This is a genomic window from Bradyrhizobium sp. 26S5 (assembly GCF_036923295.1).
GTDB lineage: Bacteria > Pseudomonadota > Alphaproteobacteria > Rhizobiales > Xanthobacteraceae > Bradyrhizobium > Bradyrhizobium septentrionale.
Window position 1 is genome coordinate 597,306 of record NZ_CP145948.1, and the last position, 17,436, is coordinate 614,741.

General features: G+C 64.9%; 13 protein-coding genes. 6 read left to right on the forward strand and 7 right to left on the reverse strand.

Going from position 1 to position 17,436, the window contains the following annotated elements:
• Window positions 1-93: 93 nt before the first annotated feature.
• Window positions 94-1,095 (reverse strand): NADP-dependent oxidoreductase, encoded by a 1,002-nt coding sequence (locus V5279_RS02730; RefSeq protein WP_338694881.1) that lies wholly within the window; start codon window positions 1,093-1,095, stop codon window positions 94-96.
• Window positions 1,096-1,312: 217 nt separating this feature from the next.
• On the opposite strand from V5279_RS02730, the gene V5279_RS02735 reads away from it, so the two are divergent.
• Both V5279_RS02735 and V5279_RS02740 read left to right on the forward strand, forming a co-directional pair.
• A complete protein-coding gene (locus tag V5279_RS02735) occupies window positions 1,313-2,602 on the forward strand; it encodes a dicarboxylate/amino acid:cation symporter (protein ID WP_166299246.1) in 1,290 nt (429 codons plus the stop codon).
• Between the two features lie 12 nt (window positions 2,603-2,614).
• Window positions 2,615-3,544, forward strand: coding sequence for an amino acid ABC transporter substrate-binding protein (locus V5279_RS02740; protein WP_166299245.1), 930 nt, complete (start codon window positions 2,615-2,617; stop codon window positions 3,542-3,544).
• Window positions 3,545-3,605: 61 nt separating this feature from the next.
• Here V5279_RS02740 and V5279_RS02745 read toward each other — a convergent pair whose 3' ends face one another.
• Window positions 3,606-4,541: a RimK-like protein gene (locus tag V5279_RS02745; RefSeq protein ID WP_338694886.1), complete on the reverse strand. Its 936-nt coding sequence runs from the start codon at window positions 4,539-4,541 to the stop codon at window positions 3,606-3,608.
• A gap of 297 nt (window positions 4,542-4,838) precedes the next feature.
• Here V5279_RS02745 and V5279_RS02750 point away from each other — a divergent pair, with 297 nt between their 5' ends.
• From V5279_RS02750 to V5279_RS02760, 3 genes are all read left to right on the forward strand, one after another.
• Window positions 4,839-5,612 (forward strand): ferredoxin--NADP reductase, encoded by a 774-nt coding sequence (locus V5279_RS02750; protein WP_338694888.1) that lies wholly within the window; start codon window positions 4,839-4,841, stop codon window positions 5,610-5,612.
• Window positions 5,613-5,876: 264 nt separating this feature from the next.
• Window positions 5,877-6,746, forward strand: coding sequence for a patatin-like phospholipase family protein (locus V5279_RS02755; RefSeq protein WP_338694890.1), 870 nt, complete (start codon window positions 5,877-5,879; stop codon window positions 6,744-6,746).
• A 341-nt stretch (window positions 6,747-7,087) separates the two neighbouring features.
• Entirely contained in the window at window positions 7,088-8,713 is a 1,626-nt protein-coding gene (locus tag V5279_RS02760) for an FMN-binding glutamate synthase family protein (protein WP_338694892.1), read from the forward strand.
• An 84-nt stretch (window positions 8,714-8,797) separates the two neighbouring features.
• Here V5279_RS02760 and V5279_RS02765 read toward each other — a convergent pair whose 3' ends face one another.
• The 5 genes from V5279_RS02765 to V5279_RS02785 all read right to left on the reverse strand — a co-directional run bounded on the left by V5279_RS02765 (window position 8,798) and on the right by V5279_RS02785 (window position 16,812).
• A complete protein-coding gene (locus V5279_RS02765) occupies window positions 8,798-10,258 on the reverse strand; it encodes an FAD-dependent monooxygenase (protein ID WP_338701814.1) in 1,461 nt (486 codons plus the stop codon).
• Window positions 10,259-10,776: 518 nt separating this feature from the next.
• Window positions 10,777-11,811 (reverse strand): IS110 family transposase, encoded by a 1,035-nt coding sequence (locus V5279_RS02770; protein ID WP_166294930.1) that lies wholly within the window; start codon window positions 11,809-11,811, stop codon window positions 10,777-10,779.
• 345 nt (window positions 11,812-12,156) lie between these two features.
• Window positions 12,157-14,145, reverse strand: coding sequence for a carbohydrate porin (locus V5279_RS02775; protein ID WP_338694894.1), 1,989 nt, complete (start codon window positions 14,143-14,145; stop codon window positions 12,157-12,159).
• A 547-nt stretch (window positions 14,146-14,692) separates the two neighbouring features.
• Complete coding sequence (locus V5279_RS02780; RefSeq protein ID WP_338694896.1) at window positions 14,693-16,336, reverse strand: NRAMP family divalent metal transporter; 1,644 nt, start codon at window positions 16,334-16,336, stop codon at window positions 14,693-14,695.
• Between the two features lie 176 nt (window positions 16,337-16,512).
• Entirely contained in the window at window positions 16,513-16,812 is a 300-nt protein-coding gene (locus V5279_RS02785; protein ID WP_338694897.1) for a hypothetical protein, read from the reverse strand.
• Window positions 16,813-17,150: 338 nt separating this feature from the next.
• On the opposite strand from V5279_RS02785, the gene V5279_RS02790 reads away from it, so the two are divergent.
• Window positions 17,151-17,420 (forward strand): metal-sensing transcriptional repressor, encoded by a 270-nt coding sequence (locus V5279_RS02790; RefSeq protein ID WP_029083225.1) that lies wholly within the window; start codon window positions 17,151-17,153, stop codon window positions 17,418-17,420.
• The last annotated feature ends 16 nt before the right edge of the window (window positions 17,421-17,436 follow it).

Genomic DNA, 17,436 nt, shown 5'->3' on the forward strand with positions numbered 1-17,436 from the left:
CCGTGCATCCTTCGAGGCGCGCAAGGGCGCACCTCCAACGCCAAAGGCGAAGCCTTTGCGCGGGGATGACGAATTGAGAGCTATCTCTGCCGCCTACACCTTCACCATGCGCTTGCCGCGGTTCTCGCCGGCCAAGAGCCCGATCAGCGCTTGCGGGGTGTTCTCGATCCCGTCGATCACGTCCTCCTGCACCTTGAGCTTGCCGGAGGCGACCCAGGACTGCAGGTCGGCGAGGGCGGCCTGGCTCTGGTCCATGTAGTCCATCACGATGAAGCCCTGCATGACGAGCCGCTTCACCACGATCAGGCCGGGCACGCCGCGCGGGCCGTGCGCGGAGGGGACGCCGTCATATTGCGAGATCGCACCGCAACAGGCGATGCGGCCGCGATTGTTCATCTGCGCGAGGCACGCCTCCAGGATGTCGCCGCCGACATTGTCGAAGTAGACGTCGATACCCTTCGGCGCGGCGGCACGCAGCGCTTTGTAAGTGGCGCCGTCCTTGTAGTCGACCGCGGCGTCGAAGCCGAGCTCTGAGGTCAGCCAGTGGCACTTGTCCTTGCCGCCGGCGATGCCGACCACCCGGCAGCCCTTGATCTTTGCGATTTGCCCGACGATCGAGCCGACCGAGCCCGCGGCGGCCGACACCACCACGGTCTCGCCCTCCTTGGGCTTGCCGACATGGAGCAGGCCGAAATAGGCGGTCAGGCCGGCGATGCCGTACACGCTGAGCAGATGCGTCATCGGCTCGAGCTTCGGCATCTTGGTCAGATGCCGCGCGGGCACCGCGGCAAAATCCTGCCAGCCGGTGTCGCCGAACACGATGTCGCCCGGCTTCAGGCCGGGGTCCTTCGACGCCACCACCTCGGCGATGCCGCCGCCGGCCATCACGGTGTTGGCCTCGACCGCGGCGCGGTAGGTGGCGCCGTGCATCCAGGCGCGGTTGGCGGCGTCGAGCGAGATGTAGCGCGTTCGCACCAGCGCCTCGCCGTCCTTCGGCTCGGGGATCGCACCCTTGGTCAGACGGAAATGCTCGGGGCCAAGCTTGCCGGTGGGCTTTTCAACAAGCAGGATCTGGCGATTGACGGTGTCGTTCATTGGCGGTGTCTCCCCTCGCGTTGGTCGTTTCGCATGCAGTTTGACTGCGGTGCGCGCAGCTCTCTGCACAGATTGTGCGCTGCATGAACGCTAGTCCTCGCGCTGGCATTCCACAACGGGAACATTTCGGCAAAGGCCCGCTCGGCGCGAAGCGTGTTGCTTAGCTGCGTAAATCTGCCACACTTGCCGTTCGTCGGGAACTTACGGGGGTAAGAGAATGTCGAACAGGTTTACGCAGTACATCCTGATTGCGATGGTCCTTGGCATCGCGATGGGGACGATTGTCTTCAACTACTTTCCTGACAGCCGTGCCGAGATCGCAGCAGACGTCAATTTGATCGCGATGCTGTTCCTGCGCCTGATCAAGATGATCATCGCGCCGCTGGTGTTCGCAACCCTCGTCGGCGGTATTGCCCATATGGGAAGCGGCGCCCGTCTCGGCCGCATCTTCGCCAAGACCATGGGCTGGTTCGTCACCGCATCATTTGTCTCGCTGCTGCTCGGCCTCGTGATGGTCAATTTGCTGCAGCCCGGCGCCAACTTCCCCGGCACGCTGCCCGACAAGGCGCAGTCGACCGGCCTGCCGGTGTCGGCTTTCTCCTTTGAAAAATTCTTGACCCATTTGATCCCGACCTCGATTGCGGACGCGATGGCGCAGAACGAGATCCTGCAGATTGTGGTGTTCGCGGTGTTCTTCGCGGTCGCGCTCGGCGCCATGCCTGAGCGGGCCAAGCCGATCATGGGCCTGATCGACGACCTCGCGCATATCATGCTCAAGGTCACGGGTTATGTGATGCTGTTCGCCCCGCTCGCGGTGTGGGCCGCGATCATGGCCACCGTCTCGAAGAACGGCCTCGGCGTGCTCTGGAAGCTCATCGTCTTCATGGGCGGCTTCTATCTGTCGCTGCTGATCCTGTGGAGCATTCTGGTCATCGTCGGGTTCATCGCGATCGGGCCACGCTACAGCCACCTGCTGCGGCTGATCCGCGAGCCGCTGATGATCGCGTTCTCGACCGCCTCTTCGGAGGCGGCCTATCCGAAGACGCTGGAGGGGCTGAACCGGTTCGGCGCCTCCTCGCGCATCTCGGCCTTCGTGCTGCCGCTCGGTTATTCCTTCAACCTCGACGGCACGATGATGTACTGCACCTTCGCGAGCATCTTCATCGCGCAGACCTACCACATCGAGATGTCGCTCGGTACGCAGCTCGCGATGCTGGCGACCTTGATGATCACCTCGAAGGGCGTGGCCGGCGTGCCGCGCGCCTCGCTGGTGGTGATCGCCTCGACGCTGGCGCAGTTCAACATCCCCGAGGCCGGGCTATTGATGATCATGGGCATCGACACCTTCCTCGACATGGGCCGCAGTGCCACCAACGTGATCGGCAACTCGCTGGCGACCGCGGTGGTTGCGAAGTGGGAGGGCGAGCTGAAGGCCGAGCACGAGCTCGGGCCCGACGACGCGGTGCCGCAGGATGCGGTGCCCGGCGCCGTGATGGCCGGCCATTGACGGGAGGTATGCATGCATCGCGCCCGCTGGAGGCCGATACGGGCTGAGAGGCTACTGCTGTCAGCATGTTTGCTGGCAGCAAGCCTGCTCGCCGCACCGGTGTCCGCACAGCCGGCGGGCGAGGGGCTCAGCCCCACGCTCGCCAACATCAAGGCCACGCACACGGTGCGGATCGGCTATCGCGAGAGCTCGCCGCCGTTCTCGTTCCTCGACCACTCGAACCGTCCGATCGGCTACAGTCTCGAGCTGTGCGATGCGATCGTCGAGGAGATCGGGACCGAGGTCGACGACGCCAACCTCAAGGTCGACTATGTCAAGGTCACTTCCGACGACCGCATTCCGGCGGTTGTCGACAAGAAGATCGATCTCGAATGCGGATCGACCACGGCGAATGCCGAGCGCGGCAAGCTGGTCGCGTTCTCGCCGCTGATGTTCGTGGCCGGCACCAAGCTGATGGTGCCGAAGGCCTCGGGCGTCACCCAGGTCGGTGACCTGAAGGGCAAGACGGTGGTGGTGACCAAGGGCACCACCAACGAGCAGGCGATGCACAATGTCGACGCCAAGCAACAGCTCGGCCTCAACATCGTCACCTCGCCCGACCACGAGCAGTCCTACCAGATGCTGGTGGACGGCAAGGCGGATGCGTTCGCGACCGACGACATCCTGCTCTACGGCCTGATCGCGCGGCACAAGTCGCAGGACAAGTTCCGGGTCACCGGCGACTATCTGTCTTACGATCCCTACGGCATCATGTACCGCAAGGGCGAGCCGCAGATGAAGGAGGTGGTCGAGCGCGCATTCCGCAAGCTCGCCTCGAACCGCGACATCGTCCCGCTCTACAACAAGTGGTTCGTCGCCCGCCTGCCGACCGGCGAGAAGCTCAACGTCGCGATCTCGCCGCAACTCGAAGAGGCCTTCAAGGTGCTCGACGAGAACCAGTAGGGTAAACACCCGTGTCGTCCCGGCCTAGTGGGCAATTGCGCACTAGGCCGGGACGACGAAGTTACGCGAACACCTGATCCAGCGCCGCCGAATACGCCGCCTCGACCAGCGCCGGATGCCGGCGGCCCAGCGCTTCCATCTTCACCCCGGAATTCACCTCGAGGATTTGCCACGCGCGGTCGGCGCGCACGACGTCGATTGAGGCAAAGCGGATGCCGACGGCCTGCGCGGCCTTGATCGCGAGCGCGACGCAGGCCTCACGCGTCGCGTCGTCAGTGAGCAGCACGGGCTCGGCGCCGGCATCGAGATTGTGCCGCCAGTTCAACAGCCGCCGCTCGCCGGCCGGTGGAATGGCGTCGAGCGCGGCGGCGTCAAAATCCTCGGTGATGGTCTCGAGCTGCTCCGCCGTCGCGGTCGCCTGCGCCAGCGCGCGCAGCGAATGGACGCCGTCGCCAATCACCGACGGGCGCGTCTTGCCGTAGACGATCAGCGCGCGATCATCGAGCAGCACCACGCGCACCTCGTCCTCGATCTCGACGTAAGGCGAGATCGCAAGGCTCGGATGCGCGGCCAGGATGCGCGCGACCGCGGTCTCCAACTGCCCGCGCGTCGTGACGCGAAAGACGAGCTCGCCGGATGTCCCCTCGTTGGGTTTGACGACAAGCCCGCGCGGATGCTCGTCGAGCAGACGCTGCATCGCCTCCAGCGAGTCCGATCCCGGGATGTGCTTGCTGAGCTTCGCGCCGAGAACCAGCGTGTGCGGAGTGGCTGATACGCCGGCCGATGCCAGCACCTCGGCGCAGGCCGATTTGTCGTTGGCGACCTGATGCGCGACCGCGCTGTTCAGCCCGATGTCGTAGCCGATCACGAGCCGCCGTTCGCTGCCCCTGGTCATGATGACCAGCCAGCCGCTGGAGCGCACCTCGACCGCGATTCCGCGCGCCAGACAATATTTTTTGATGGTTTCCAGGAAGATTCGCTGGCTGATCAGGACCACGAGATCATTTTCCCTTCGCCGCGGTTTTCGTAGCAATTATTTGCCAGATCGGCGCGGATATCAGCAAGTAAATTACGTGCAGCACCACGCGTTAACGATGTCGTGGTTGAACCTCTGCGCGAAATCGAACGACTGCCATTCCGAGATCGCAATTGCACGCCAGTTGATCTTGACTATCTCACGTATAGGCGCAATGGACACGCGAGATCTTCAGTGATTTTGGCCACTTCTGCGCCGTCGCGAGCAGTCTAGAAATCAAACCATTCTAAATCTGGTCAGTCGAGAAAACGAAAACACATGAGCGCGTTCTATCGAGAGAAAGTTCTTTCCGTTCAGCACTGGACCGATACGCTTTTCAGCTTCCGGGCGACCCGTGATTCCGGTTTCCGCTTCCAGAACGGGCAGTTTGCCATGATCGGCCTCGAGGTCGACGGCCGGCCACTGCTGCGCGCCTATTCGATGGCGAGCGCCAATCACGAGGAAGAGCTCGAGTTCTTCTCGATCAAGGTGCAGGACGGCCCGCTCACCTCCAAGCTGCAGAAGATCCGCGAGGGCGACACCATCCTGGTCGGCCGCAAGGCGACCGGCACGCTGATCACCGACAATCTCATTCCCGGCAAGCGGCTGATGCTGCTGTCGACCGGCACCGGCCTCGCGCCGTTCGCCAGCCTGATCAAGGACCCCGAGGTCTATGATCGCTACGATCAGATCCTGCTGGTGCATGGCTGCCGCCAGGTCTCCGAGCTCGCCTATGGCGAGGAGCTGGTCGCCAAGCTGCGCGACGACGAATTGTTCGGGCCGCTGCTGTCCGAGAAGCTGTCGTACTATCCGACCGTGACGCGCGAGCCGTTCCGCAACCGCGGCCGCATCACCGACCTGATCACCTCCAACCAGCTGTTCACCGACCTGCACCAGGGCCCGCTCGACATCGAGACCGACCGCATCATGATGTGCGGCAGCCCGGGCATGCTGGAAGAGCTGAAGCAGCTGTTCGAGACCCGCAGCTTCAAGGAAGGCAGCGGCAACACGCCCGGTCACTTCGTGATCGAGAAGGCGTTCGTCGAGCGCTGATCCTTGTCGTCCCGGCCAAGCCAACGGGTCGCGCGAATGCGCGCCCGATGACAGGCTCCGCGCGAGCCGGGACCCATAACCACCGCTACCGATTTGACGAAGGCTGGGGCCCCATCGGGCTCCAGCCTTTGCATGTGTGGTGATGGGTCCCGGCCTTCGCCGGGACGACGACAGTGTTTGTGGTACGCAGCATTCCCGCGCTGCTATAACGCCCCCAACGCCGCGCAGCCGTTTCCCGAACGCGGCGAGTAAGGGAGCTGCACCTTGTCCATCACCGATCCGGATGCCCCGAAGACCGCCTTTGTGTTTGCCGGCGGCGGCAGCTTTGGCGCGGTCCAGGTCGGCATGCTGCAGGCACTGGCTGCCCACGGCGTGGCCGCTGACATGGTGGTCGGCTCCAGTGTCGGCGCGCTGAACGGCGCGTTCTATGCCGGCGACCCGACGGTCGCGGGCGTCGCGCGGCTCGCCGAGATCTGGCGCGGCCTGAACCGGAATGACGTGTTTCCGGTGACCTGGAAGACGCTGGTCGGTTTCCTGTGGCGGCGCGACTTCCTGATCCCGCATGACGGCGTTCGCAAGCTGATCGACGACCACATCCCGTTCCGCAATCTTCAGGACGCGCGGATCCCGATCCACATCGTCACCACCGACATCATCAGCGGCGACAGCGTGGTGCTGTCGGAAGGCTCGACGGCGGAGGCGATCGTGGCATCGACCGCGATCCCCGGCGCGTTCACGCCGGTGCGTTATCGCGATCGCTTCCTGGCCGATGGGGCGATCTCCAGCAACACGCCGGTCCGCGTCGCCGTGAAGCATGGGGCGAAGCGCCTGATCGTGCTGCCGACCGGGCACGCCTGCGCCAACCAGGCGCCGCCGGTCGGCGCGCTTGCCAACGCGCTGCATGCGCTGACGCTTCTGATCGCGCGGCAGCTCGTCAATGAGCTCGAGAACATCGGCCCCGATGTCGAGTATTTCGTCGTACCGCCGCTCTGCCCGCTGGTCGGGTCGCCCTACGATTTCTCGCGGACCTCGGATCATATCGCACGCGCCCTCGACACCACCAACGCGTGGCTGGAGAGCGATGGCCTGAAGGCGGGCCGCATTCCGCACGAGCTACAGCCGCACGACCATTAAGCGAACGGCGCTTTCACCTCTCCCGCTTGCGGGGGAGGTCGCATAGCATCGTAGATGCAATGCGGGTGGGGGCTTTCTCTACGGAAAGAGCCTCGCGTGTGGAGGCACCCCCACCCCAACCCTCCCCCGCAAGCGGGAGAGGGAGCGCAGTCTTCACGCAACCCCCTTCGTTGCACTGCAACAGATGGGATCAAATTGAACGATCATGACCGGCAACCGCCCATCCGGGCGGTTGTCACATCTGTGACTGCTCGGCCGTATAACCGTGGTGCACTTGTTCCGCGAGTTGGATTAGGCTCGCGGCCGACAGGGGATTTCAGGCAGACCGGTTGAGGGTTTCCATGGACACGATACTGCTTCCGTTCTCGCCACGCTTCATCGTGCTGACGATCTGCGCCGTCGTCACCGCGCTCCTGCTGCTGGTCGGGATTTTCGATCCCAAGGTGTTCAAGATCGTTCTGATCCCGCTGATCATCTTCGGCGCGCTGACATTGCTCGGCATCCGCGACCTCACCCAGAAGGGCCACGCGGTGCTGCGCAACTATCCGATCTCGGCGCATGTCCGCTTCCTGCTCGAGGAAATCCGCCCGGAGATGCGGCAGTATTTCTTCGAGAGCGAGAAGGACGGCATGCCGTTCTCGCGCGACACCCGCGCGGTGGTCTATCAGCGCGCCAAGATGGTGCTCGACAAGCGGCCGTTCGGCACCCAGGAGGACGTCTACCGCGAGGGCTATGAGTGGATGCACCATTCGGTGGCGCCGAAGCCGCATGCCGACCAGAAATTCCGCATCACCATCGGCGGTCCCGACTGCACCAGGCCGTATTCGGCCTCAGTCTTCAACATCTCGGCGATGAGTTTTGGCGCGCTCAGCCCGAACGCGGTGCGGGCGCTCAATGCCGGCGCCAAGAAGGGCGGCTTCGCCCATGACACCGGCGAGGGCGGCGTCAGCCCCTATCACCGCGAGATGGGCGGCGACATCATCTGGGAGGTCGGCTCCGGCTATTTCGGCTGCCGCAACCGCGACGGCACCTTCAATCCGGAGCTGTTCGCAAGCGTCTCGGGCGACGACCAGATCAAGATGGTCGAGCTCAAGATCAGCCAGGGCGCCAAGCCCGGCCACGGCGGCGTGCTGCCGGCCGCGAAGGTGTCGGAGGAGATCTCCAAGATCAGGGGCGTGCCGATGGGCGAGGACTGCATCTCGCCGGCCTATCACAAGGCGTTCTCGACGCCGCTGCAGATGATGGAATTCGTCGCCCAGATGCGCAAGCTGTCGGGCGGCAAGCCGGCCGGCTTCAAGATGTGCATCGGCCATCCCTGGGAATTCCTGGCGATCTGCAAGGCGATGAAGGAGAGCGGGCTCTATCCCGACTTCATCGTGGTCGACGGCAATGAGGGCGGCACCGGCGCCGCGCCGCTCGAATTCATGGATCATTTGGGCATGCCGATGCGCGAGGGCGTCAATTTCGTCCATAACGCGCTGGTCGGCATCGGCGCGCGCGACCGCATCAGGATCGGCGCCTCCGGCAAGATCGCGACCGCCTTCGACATGGCGCGCGCGATGGCGATCGGGGCCGACTGGTGCAATTCGGCGCGCGGCTTCATGTTCTCGCTTGGCTGCATCCAGTCGCTGAGCTGCCACACCGACCGCTGCCCGACCGGCGTGACGACGCAGGATCCGATCCGCAACCGCGCGCTCTACGTGCCCGACAAGATCGAGCGCGTGTACAATTACCACCACAACACGCTGCACGCGCTGACCGAGCTGCTCGCGGCCGCCGGCCTCGAGCACACCAAGGATCTGCGGCCGATCCACTTCTCGCAGCGGAGATCGACCACCGAGGTCTCCTCCTTCGCCGAGCTCTATCCGGCGCTGCGCCCCGGCGAGTTGCTCGATGGCACCCAGGACCGCCGCTACCGCGACGCCTGGGCGATGGCGCGCGCGGATTCGTTCCAGCCGGCGGGGTAGGGCGGTAGCGGTTTCGGTTCACCTCTCCCGCAAGCGGGAGAGGTGACGCAGTCCCGATGCTGCTACCGCTTAGACTCCATCTGTTCACGCAGCAGTCACGCCGAACCATTTGGTCAGCGCCTCGGTCAGTCCTACCTGCGTTCGCTCGCCAACCCACGCCACATATCCGTCGGGCCGCACCAGAACCGCGGCCGGCGTCGGAACGGTTCCGAGCACCGGAAGCTCCCACGCGCCGTTGTATGTCGCGTCGATCCGCTGAATCCGGTCGGGCCATCCAGTGCTATCGATGGTACCGAGGCCACCAAAATTGATCAGCAGCGGCCGGGCTTCGTGCAGTAGGGCGAAGACCCGAACCCCACCGTCAGGCAGGACCAGATCGAGATCCGGCATGCGGCGTCCAAGCAGCGGATGGCCGTCGGCAAGGCCGTAACGAATGTCCAGCCCGGACATCATGCCGGCGTGGCGCTTGCGCGGTTCGTCCATTCTGAGCAGTTCGGACACGAACTCGTCCAGCGCCTTGCTGCGGTCGTCGGTGCGGCGAAGCGCGACCTGCGCCAACGTGTTGCGCAGCACGCGGACGCCGATCGGATGGCGTTCAGCGTGATAGCTGTCGAGCAGACCGTCAGGTGAAATGCCCATGATCACTTGTGCCAGTTTCCACCCCAGGTTCACCGCATCCTGCACGCCGATATTGAGCCCCTGTCCACCCATCGGCGCATGCACATGCGCGGCGTCACCGGCGAGCAGGACGCGCCGGTCGCGGTAGGCGGCGGCCTGACGTGCCATGTCGGTAAATCGTGAAATCCAGGTCGGATTGTTGATCCCGAAATCAGTTCCGTAGACGGCGATCAGCGCTGCGCGCACATCGCTCAAGCCAGGCTCCGTGGTCTGCAACTGCCGCTCGGTCAGCACCAAGCGTATGCCGCGCCCGTCCTCGAGCTTGCCGATCCCGTGGATGCCGGCGGTATCGTGGCGGAAGCCAAATGGCGGCTCCTCGGACATCTGCGCTTCCGCGATCAGCCAGCTCGTGGTCGGATTCCAGCCGGGGAACTCGATGCTCGCTGTCTTGCGGATCAGGCTGCGTCCTCCGTCGCAGCCGACGAGATACTGCGCTCGCAGCGAATGCCCGTCAGACAGCGCGATGTCGACGCCGGCGTCGTGCTGCGCAAAGCCGGTCACCTCACGTTGGCGATAGATCGGCACACGGAGCTCGCCGACCCATCCGGCCAGGATGCGCTCGATATGGTTCTGCCAGAGCGCGAGCGTGTAATTGTGCCGGGTCGGAAAGTCGCTGAGGTCGAGCGGCATCGGGTGGACGTGCACGACTGGATGGCGCTTTCCTTCGGAGACGAACCGATCCGCGATGCCGCGCTGGTCGAACACCTCGAGCGTTCGTGCATGCAGGCCGCCGGCGCGCGAACCGGTGAGGTCCTGGCTGGCGCGCCGCTCGACAATCGCCACGTCGATATCAGCCAGTGCCAGTTCCCCCGCCAGCATCAGCCCGGTCGGACCTCCGCCTGATATCACCACCTGATGTTCGTTCATCCCGCGCGCTCCCTCGGTTCGATTGGGCGCGCGTTCTACGGGATGACCCCGGGCTTGCGGCAAGCCCGGGGGGTCTACATATATCTGAGTGGGGAGAGGGCTTTTGCCGCCCCGATCAATCCAGCCATCATTGCCTGAGAATCCGTAGCCCGGATGGAGCGGAGCGCAATCCGGGATTCTTTGCCGCGCGGATAAAGCAGCCCCGGATTTCGCGGAGCCTGTCATCGGGCGCGCGTTCGCGCGACCCGTTGGCTTCATCCGGGCTTCTGTAACGGGCCTTTGTAAGTCAATCCCTTTTTGCGTGATCCACTCGCCGGGCACTTGCTTCTGTACGGGATCGGCGCGAAGGCCGTCGCCTGATGGGGTGCATTGAGGAGCCGGCCGGCCAATCTACGGAAGCGTGGTTGTGAGCCACTTCCCGGATGGCGGCCTGACCGGATCCATCGTCCCGGCGCAGGGACCTCGCTCAGGGAGAGCCTGGTGTCGTGGCCCGCCCAGAACCGATTGCTGCTCCTTGCTTAGGTTGCCGAGGCCTTGGCCATCGGGTTGAACGGTTTGGCGTCGGCGAGCATGCGATGCAGAACGACGGCGAGCTTGCGTGCGAGCGCCACCTTGGCCTTGCGCAGGCCTGCGCGCCGGGCGATCCGCATCGCCCAGCCTTTCAGCGCCGAGCAGTTCCTGACCGGCTTGGTCAGCATGACGTGAGCCGCCTGATAGAGCGCCTCGCGCACGGAGGCATCGCCGATCTTGCTGATGCGGCCGGTATAGTCGGTTTCGCCCGATTGGTACTTCTTCGGGGTGAGGCCAAAATGCGCTCCCGTCGCCTTCGAGGACCGGAAGCGCTTCGGGTCGTCGACCGCCGAGGCGTAGGTAAGCGCCACGATCGGGCCGACGGACGGTGTCGTCATCAGGAGGCGGGCTTGAGGGTGCGACCTGGCGAGCTTTTGGGTGTGCTTATCCAGGCCATTGAACTCGCGCCGCAGCACGGCGTGGGCTTCGAGCAGCGCCTGTGCCACGATCTCAAGTCCGGGATGGCCCGCTACGAGCTCCCGGATGCGTTCGGCGAACGTGCGCTCGGTGGTCGTGCCGACCTTCAGACCGAAGCCGCGGAGCACGCCGCGCAGGCTGTTCTCGATGTCGCGCAGCTTGGACTGCAGCAGCTTGCGTGCCGTCAGAACCGCCCGCGTCTCCTGCGCTTCGATCGACTTGCAGTGCACCGGCCGGAACCAGCCCAGCCGCATCAGTTGCGCGATCCCGCGGGCATCGTTGCGGTCCGACTTCACCGGCATCGCCTTGAAGGCATCGCGGACGTGCCGCGTCTCCAACAGTTCGACTGCCAGGCCCGCATCCCGCATCGCTGCGTAGAGCCATTGCGACAGCGGACCAGCCTCCAGCCCGATCCGTTCCAGCACCAACCCCAGCGACCGCAACCAGGTGATCAAGGCCTCCGGCTCACTCGCAACCCTCGCCTCGCGCAAAATCTTACCTGTCCCATCGACAAGGCAGACGCTCGAGCATTCCAAAGACACGTCGATTCCTGCATAGTGGTACATGGTCGTCCCTTAATGATGCTTGGAGCGGGCTTGCCCGACTCCGTTTATTGACACCATCAGTTTGAGGGACGACCGCCTTCCAACCAACAGGCCGCTCGCGAGCGCGCTTCCAAATCGCGCCGTAGCGAGCGGGCGGCCGGCCCGTTACCCCATCTACGCTAGCTAGCTCCGAGACATCATTGCGAAGAACGGCGCGGCAAATTCACTGTCGTCCCGGCGCAGGCCGGGACCCATAACCACAGGGTGTTGTATTTGCCTCGCTGTGGCCCCGGCCTGCCATAACCACATACAGCGGTGGTTATGGGTCCCGGCTTTCGCCGGGACGACGTGGGGAGATTGCGCGTCTCAAAACTCCCCGTGGATGCGGCCGGAGAAGATGTGCACCGGGCCGCGGTCGGCGTTGTAGGCGGGGTTGGTGATGAACTGATAGTCCGCGGTCAAGGTCAGGTTCTTGTTCACCTGATAGGCGTAGTAGGTCTCGAAGATCCGCTCCGGGCTGTAGTTCAGCGCGCCGTCGCCGATCAGGAGGCCAAGGCCGCCGGCGGCGAGATAGTCGTGATGCGCGGCTGACAGCCCGTTGACCGCGCCGCCGATGCCGATCGTGTCGTTGGCCCGTCCCCAGCGGCTGCCCTTGATCGACAGGCCGCCGGAGATGCTGCGGTCGACATCGGTGAACGACAGGATCTCGTTCTGGCCGTCGTTCCAGCTGAGGCGGCCAAACAGGCCGACGTCGGTTGCGATCTGCTGCTCGCCGTTCAGATAGAAGCCGTATTTCAAATTGTCCTTGCGGATGCTTGCCATCACGTCGTTGATGTCGAGCCCCGGATTGGCGTCCTCGATCGCGAGCGCTTGGCGGTAATTGCCGGTGTTGCCGCGATTGCCGAACACGCCGACGCGCAGTTTGCCGGGTTGGTCGAAGATCGAATAGCGGCCCTCGAACTCCACCACCGCGCCGCCGGTGTTGAACACCAGGACGTCGCTGTTCGGCGCATTCGGCACCTGGAACACGCCGGCGCGCACCGCCCAGTCCTTGCGGTTGAGCTCGACCACGGCGCCGCGGGTATAGCCGGGCAGGTCGGCCGGGAAGTCGTAGGCGGCAGAAACCCACATCGCCCAGTTCATGAAGTCGGCGCGCGGGTCCTTGGCGTAGGAATTGCCGTCGAAGAAGTCGCCGACCGCAAAGCGCCCGACCACGACCGTGAGGCGGTCGATGTCGCGCTTGCCCGCGATCTGGTTCGGACCGTCGGCGACGTCTTCCTGCTCGCCGCCGAAGCCGAAGGTCTGCTTGAAGTAGTAGCGCTGCGGCCGGATCTTCGGGTATGGCGCGCCGGCCTTCTGCGCTTCGCCGTTGGAGAAGCCGGCGAGGCCGAGCGTGCCGTTGAGGCCAAAGCCCTGCGCCGTTTCCGGATTGAAGTAGAACTCGCCGCCCTCCCAGAGCCGCACGCCGAGAAATGCCGTGGTGGTCCAGGTCTGCTGCATCTGCCCGGCGCCCGGAAGGCTGTTGGTGCCGGAATACGGCGCGCGGAACGAGGCGTAGCCCTGCGGGAGCAGCGTCGTCTGCGCGTGCACGCTCCAGTCGGTGGATTCAGGCAGCAAGGTCTGCGCCGGCGTCGCCGACCATGGCGAGTCGCCGAACTGGTAGTTCAGGCCGAATTTCAGCAGGTGAATGCGCGGATCGATGCTGACGCCGGGCATGCCGAAGTCGGCGAGACCGAGCGTGCGGCGCGACAGGTCGATGTAGTCGTATTCGACCTTGGCGGTCCAATTGCCGCTCACCGCAAACTCGGCGCCGGCGCCGGCGGTCCAGCCGGTCTGGTACTGGCCGGGCTCCGAGATCACCTCGCCGTCGGTGTCGTTGACCCTGACCTGGCTGTGTCCCCAGGCGAAGCCGCCGGTGACATAGGGCATCCAGGTGCCGAAGCTGTAGCCGGCACGGCCGCGCACCGTGCCGACATAGTCGATCGACGAGTTGAACGGGCCGAGCCTGCGCCGCGGCAGGTCGGTCGGGCCGGTGAACGTCGCGTCGGCCTCGACGCCGAGCACGAAGCGGTTGGCGAATTCCTTGTTGTATCCAACCTGGAAGCCGCCGATCCCGCCGGTGATCGTGGGCGGAAAGAACACGCCCTGTTCCAGAATTGGGTTGGTGCCGGGGCCGAGCGTGCCGTCGCCATAGCCGACATGGGCGCCGACATAGAAACCGGTCCAGCTGTAGACCGCCTTGGCGGCAGGAGACTTGAGCGCCAGATCGGCCGCAGTCGCCGGCGTGCCGAGGGTGGCCGCGCCGAGCGCTGCGCCGGCGGCGATCTGAACCCGGAAGAGGCGGACGCAGGTCATGACGCGGCTTTCGGCGAACGGTTGGCGGTTTCGCCCGGCATCACTGCAGATTTGGCGGCCGCTTGCCACCCGAGATTTGAAATCATCGCCCGCCGTCCCCGGTCCGATCCGTGTCGGTCCATCCAAAGCCAGATCAGCACCTAGCATCCCTGTTGCTTATTGCAAATAATTCGCAATAGCAACTGAGGCGCCCCAGATACCTCCTCGATTTGCACGCCACCATGACAGTCACGTAACAGCGCCAGCTGGCATGCCTTGTCCGCTGCGATCGGCCGCGCCTCCGCGGCGAACAGGTCGAGGGCACGACCCGATCAATCGACACCACCATCGTCTTCGTCCCTTGTTTTGCCGAACGCCGGTTGCGCTGTGCCGCCGAGCACGACCCGTGCGCCAGCCCGTTCGACACATCGCGCCATGGACAGCGCTGTCCGCATCCCGGCGTCTGAAATCACGCGTCGCTGATAGAGCGCGGTCGCGCCGCGCAGGATGGCGCTTGCCAGCCTGAGCAACACGATCGCGCCCCATCGCCGTCTGCGGCCAGGCGCGGTCACGCTCCCACCGTGGCGAGCTGGACGATCCGCAGCAGCACGAGACCGGCGGCGACGACCAGATAGCCACGCAGCACCAGCATCCAGATCCGGCTCAGCGGGCTGAGGCGCGCCTTTGGCAGCCGGTCGAGCGGCGGCATCCGCCAGCTGTCGCGGTCGAACAGCGGCGGCTTCAGCTTGGGGCGGAAGGAGGCGTTACGGTGCGACGACATCTCGTACAGCTTGACGAGCGCGGTGAGCGCGAGCGCAAGCCCGCTGCCGCCGACGAGGATGCCGATGATCCATTGCTCGCCGAGGTCGGGGAATAGCACCGCCGCGGTCAGGATCACCGACAGCATCACCAATGCCGCGACCACCGCGCCCGTGAACAGGTTCAGTTTGGTCGAATTGGCCCAGGGCCCAAGGATGTGGCGGTCATTGCACAGCAGGAGCAGGAACACGGTTGCGCTGGGCAACAGCACGCCGGCCAGCGTTTGCACCGCGTTGGTGAGCAGCCCGAGCGGCGTACCCGGCGTCAGCACCAGCACGGCGGCGAGCACGATCAGGCCGCAATAGACGGTGTAGAAGCCCTTCGCATCCCACGGCTTGCGATGCAGCGAGTGCTTGACCGCGAACACGTCGCCGATCGCGTAAGCCGTTGCGAGCGAGACCGCCGCCGCGCCGATGATGCAGGCATCGAGCAGCGCGAGGGCGAACAGCACCGCCGGCAGCCGGCCGGCATATTTCTCGAGCCCGACCGCGGTTCCCAGCGCGTCGGTGTAATTGCCGAATTCGGGCCGTCCGGCGAACACCGCCGCACAGAACGAGATCATCGCCACGGCGCCGACCACCACCAGCGCGATGCCGATGCACAGATCCATCCGCTCATAGCGGATGAAGCGCGGCGTGATCCGCTTGTCGACGATGTAGCTCTGCTGGAAGAACAATTGCCATGGCGCCACCGTGGTGCCGACGATGGCGACGATCAGCAGCATCACCTCGCTGAGCCTGGCGTCGTGCGGCATCTTCGGTACGAAGAAATCGGCCGCGATCTGCCCGATCGGCGGATGCACCATCAGGATGACGGGCACCAGCAGCAGGCTGCCGACCACCAGCACGATGCCGAAGCGTTCGAAGCGGCGGAAGTCTCCGGTCGAGACCGCCAGCATCACGATTCCAGCTGAGGCCAATACGCCCCAGAACTGCGAGACGCCGAGAAAGCTCAGCGCGAGCGTGATGCCGATGAATTCGGTGACGATGGTCAGCGCGTTCAGCACCAAGAGGTCGATGACGCTGAAGGTGCCCCAGAACTTGCCGAAGCGCTCGAAGATCAGCCGCGCATGGCCGACTCCGGTGACCGCGCCGAGCCGCACCACCATCTCCTGGTTGACATAGAGCACCGGGATCAGGAGCAGCAGCGTCCACAGCAGCGTGGTGCCGTAATTCTGTCCGGCCTGGGTGTAGGTGCCGAAGGCGCCGGCATCATTGTCGCCGACCATCACGATCAGGCCGGGCCCGACGATCGCGAGCAGTGTCTTCAGCCGGGCCAGCCAGGTCGCGCGCGGCGCGGTGTCGTCGCGGGCGATGCTGCCGAGCGCGCCGTGGATGTCGCCGGCATGCGCGGTATCGAGAATGGCGGTTGGGGTGGTCGTGGTTTCGGTCATTTCGCGTCTCCTCGCCGCCCTCTGGGGCACGGCGGAGGGACGCGGAGCCGTCAGGCGCGCACGTCTCCGCTGCCGTGAGCAGCGGCATTTCCAAATGTCATGCAGTTCGAGAATCCCGCTGCAGCGCCTGAGTGGCGCGCAACGGGGCAACTAGGTCCTTCGTCCATGTCGGCCTCCTAAATCCGCGCCGCGGCTTTCACCACGTGGCGCGGTAATGTTGCGCGCGGGCCAAGGCGTCGGCCCGCGCGTCGCTGTTGATCGAGATCGCCGCTGGTGTTGTCGATGGTCCACCGGCATTCCAACTGGCCATCGATCAGGACCCAATGACAGACCGGGGTTGGACGCCGGCGGTCCGTCGGGCGGCGAAAGCCCGGCCGATTGTCATTGCAATGCATGGCCGGCCGCGGCGGCATGCGCCGCGGCTCGACAACACGCCGCGGGCTTGCTTGCCGGAATTTTGCGAGCTTTTCGAACATCGCTCACCTCCACTTCCGCTGGTCGCGGCAGGCCGGTGAGGAGCGGGCGGTCAGCTGAAGCGCGACCGCCTGTCCACGCAGGCGATATCTGCGCGATCAGTCTTGCTGTGTTGCGGCGTCAATGGTCCCGGCGTTGCGGGGCTACTGTCGCCAGAGTTGCTACTGCCCATGTGCCTTCTGTGCTGGCTCGTGGTCGGGTTGACGTCCGGGGGCGAACCCGGTGCGGAACGATTGTTCCGGCAATCGGGCACTACGCCCGGCCCAATGGCCTGTCAAGCCGATTCTGCTATCCTCCCGGGAGGATCGTGATTATCCTCCCGGGAGGATAGGAGAACCGCATGTCCGACGACCATCCGCACGCCGCGATCGCGCGCCGCCTGAAGCGCGCCAACGGCCATCTCGAGACCATTGTCGAGATGATCGAGCAGGGCCGGCCCTGTGCGCAGATCGCCCAGCAATTGCAGGCGGTGGAGAGCGCGATCGAAAGCGCCAAGAAGGCGCTGATCCACGATCACATCGGCCACAGCCTGGAAGACACGCTGAAGGCCGGAGGTCCGAAGGGCCGCGCCGTGCTGCGCGACTTCCGGTTGATCGCGAAATATCTGTGAGCTGGGCCCGCCTGTC

Coding starts and splice junctions, on each gene's coding strand:
- V5279_RS02730 (WP_338694881.1), bottom strand. CDS start 1,095: ATGAACGACACCGTCAATCGCCAGATCCTGCTTGTTGAAAAGCCCACC.
- V5279_RS02735 (WP_166299246.1), top strand. CDS start 1,313: ATGTCGAACAGGTTTACGCAGTACATCCTGATTGCGATGGTCCTTGGC.
- V5279_RS02740 (WP_166299245.1), top strand. CDS start 2,615: ATGCATCGCGCCCGCTGGAGGCCGATACGGGCTGAGAGGCTACTGCTG.
- V5279_RS02750 (WP_338694888.1), top strand. CDS start 4,839: ATGAGCGCGTTCTATCGAGAGAAAGTTCTTTCCGTTCAGCACTGGACC.
- V5279_RS02760 (WP_338694892.1), top strand. CDS start 7,088: ATGGACACGATACTGCTTCCGTTCTCGCCACGCTTCATCGTGCTGACG.
- V5279_RS02765 (WP_338701814.1), bottom strand. CDS start 10,258: ATGAACGAACATCAGGTGGTGATATCAGGCGGAGGTCCGACCGGGCTG.
- V5279_RS02770 (WP_166294930.1), bottom strand. CDS start 11,811: ATGTACCACTATGCAGGAATCGACGTGTCTTTGGAATGCTCGAGCGTC.
- V5279_RS02775 (WP_338694894.1), bottom strand. CDS start 14,145: ATGACCTGCGTCCGCCTCTTCCGGGTTCAGATCGCCGCCGGCGCAGCG.
- V5279_RS02780 (WP_338694896.1), bottom strand. CDS start 16,336: ATGACCGAAACCACGACCACCCCAACCGCCATTCTCGATACCGCGCAT.
- V5279_RS02785 (WP_338694897.1), bottom strand. CDS start 16,812: ATGTTCGAAAAGCTCGCAAAATTCCGGCAAGCAAGCCCGCGGCGTGTT.
- V5279_RS02790 (WP_029083225.1), top strand. CDS start 17,151: ATGTCCGACGACCATCCGCACGCCGCGATCGCGCGCCGCCTGAAGCGC.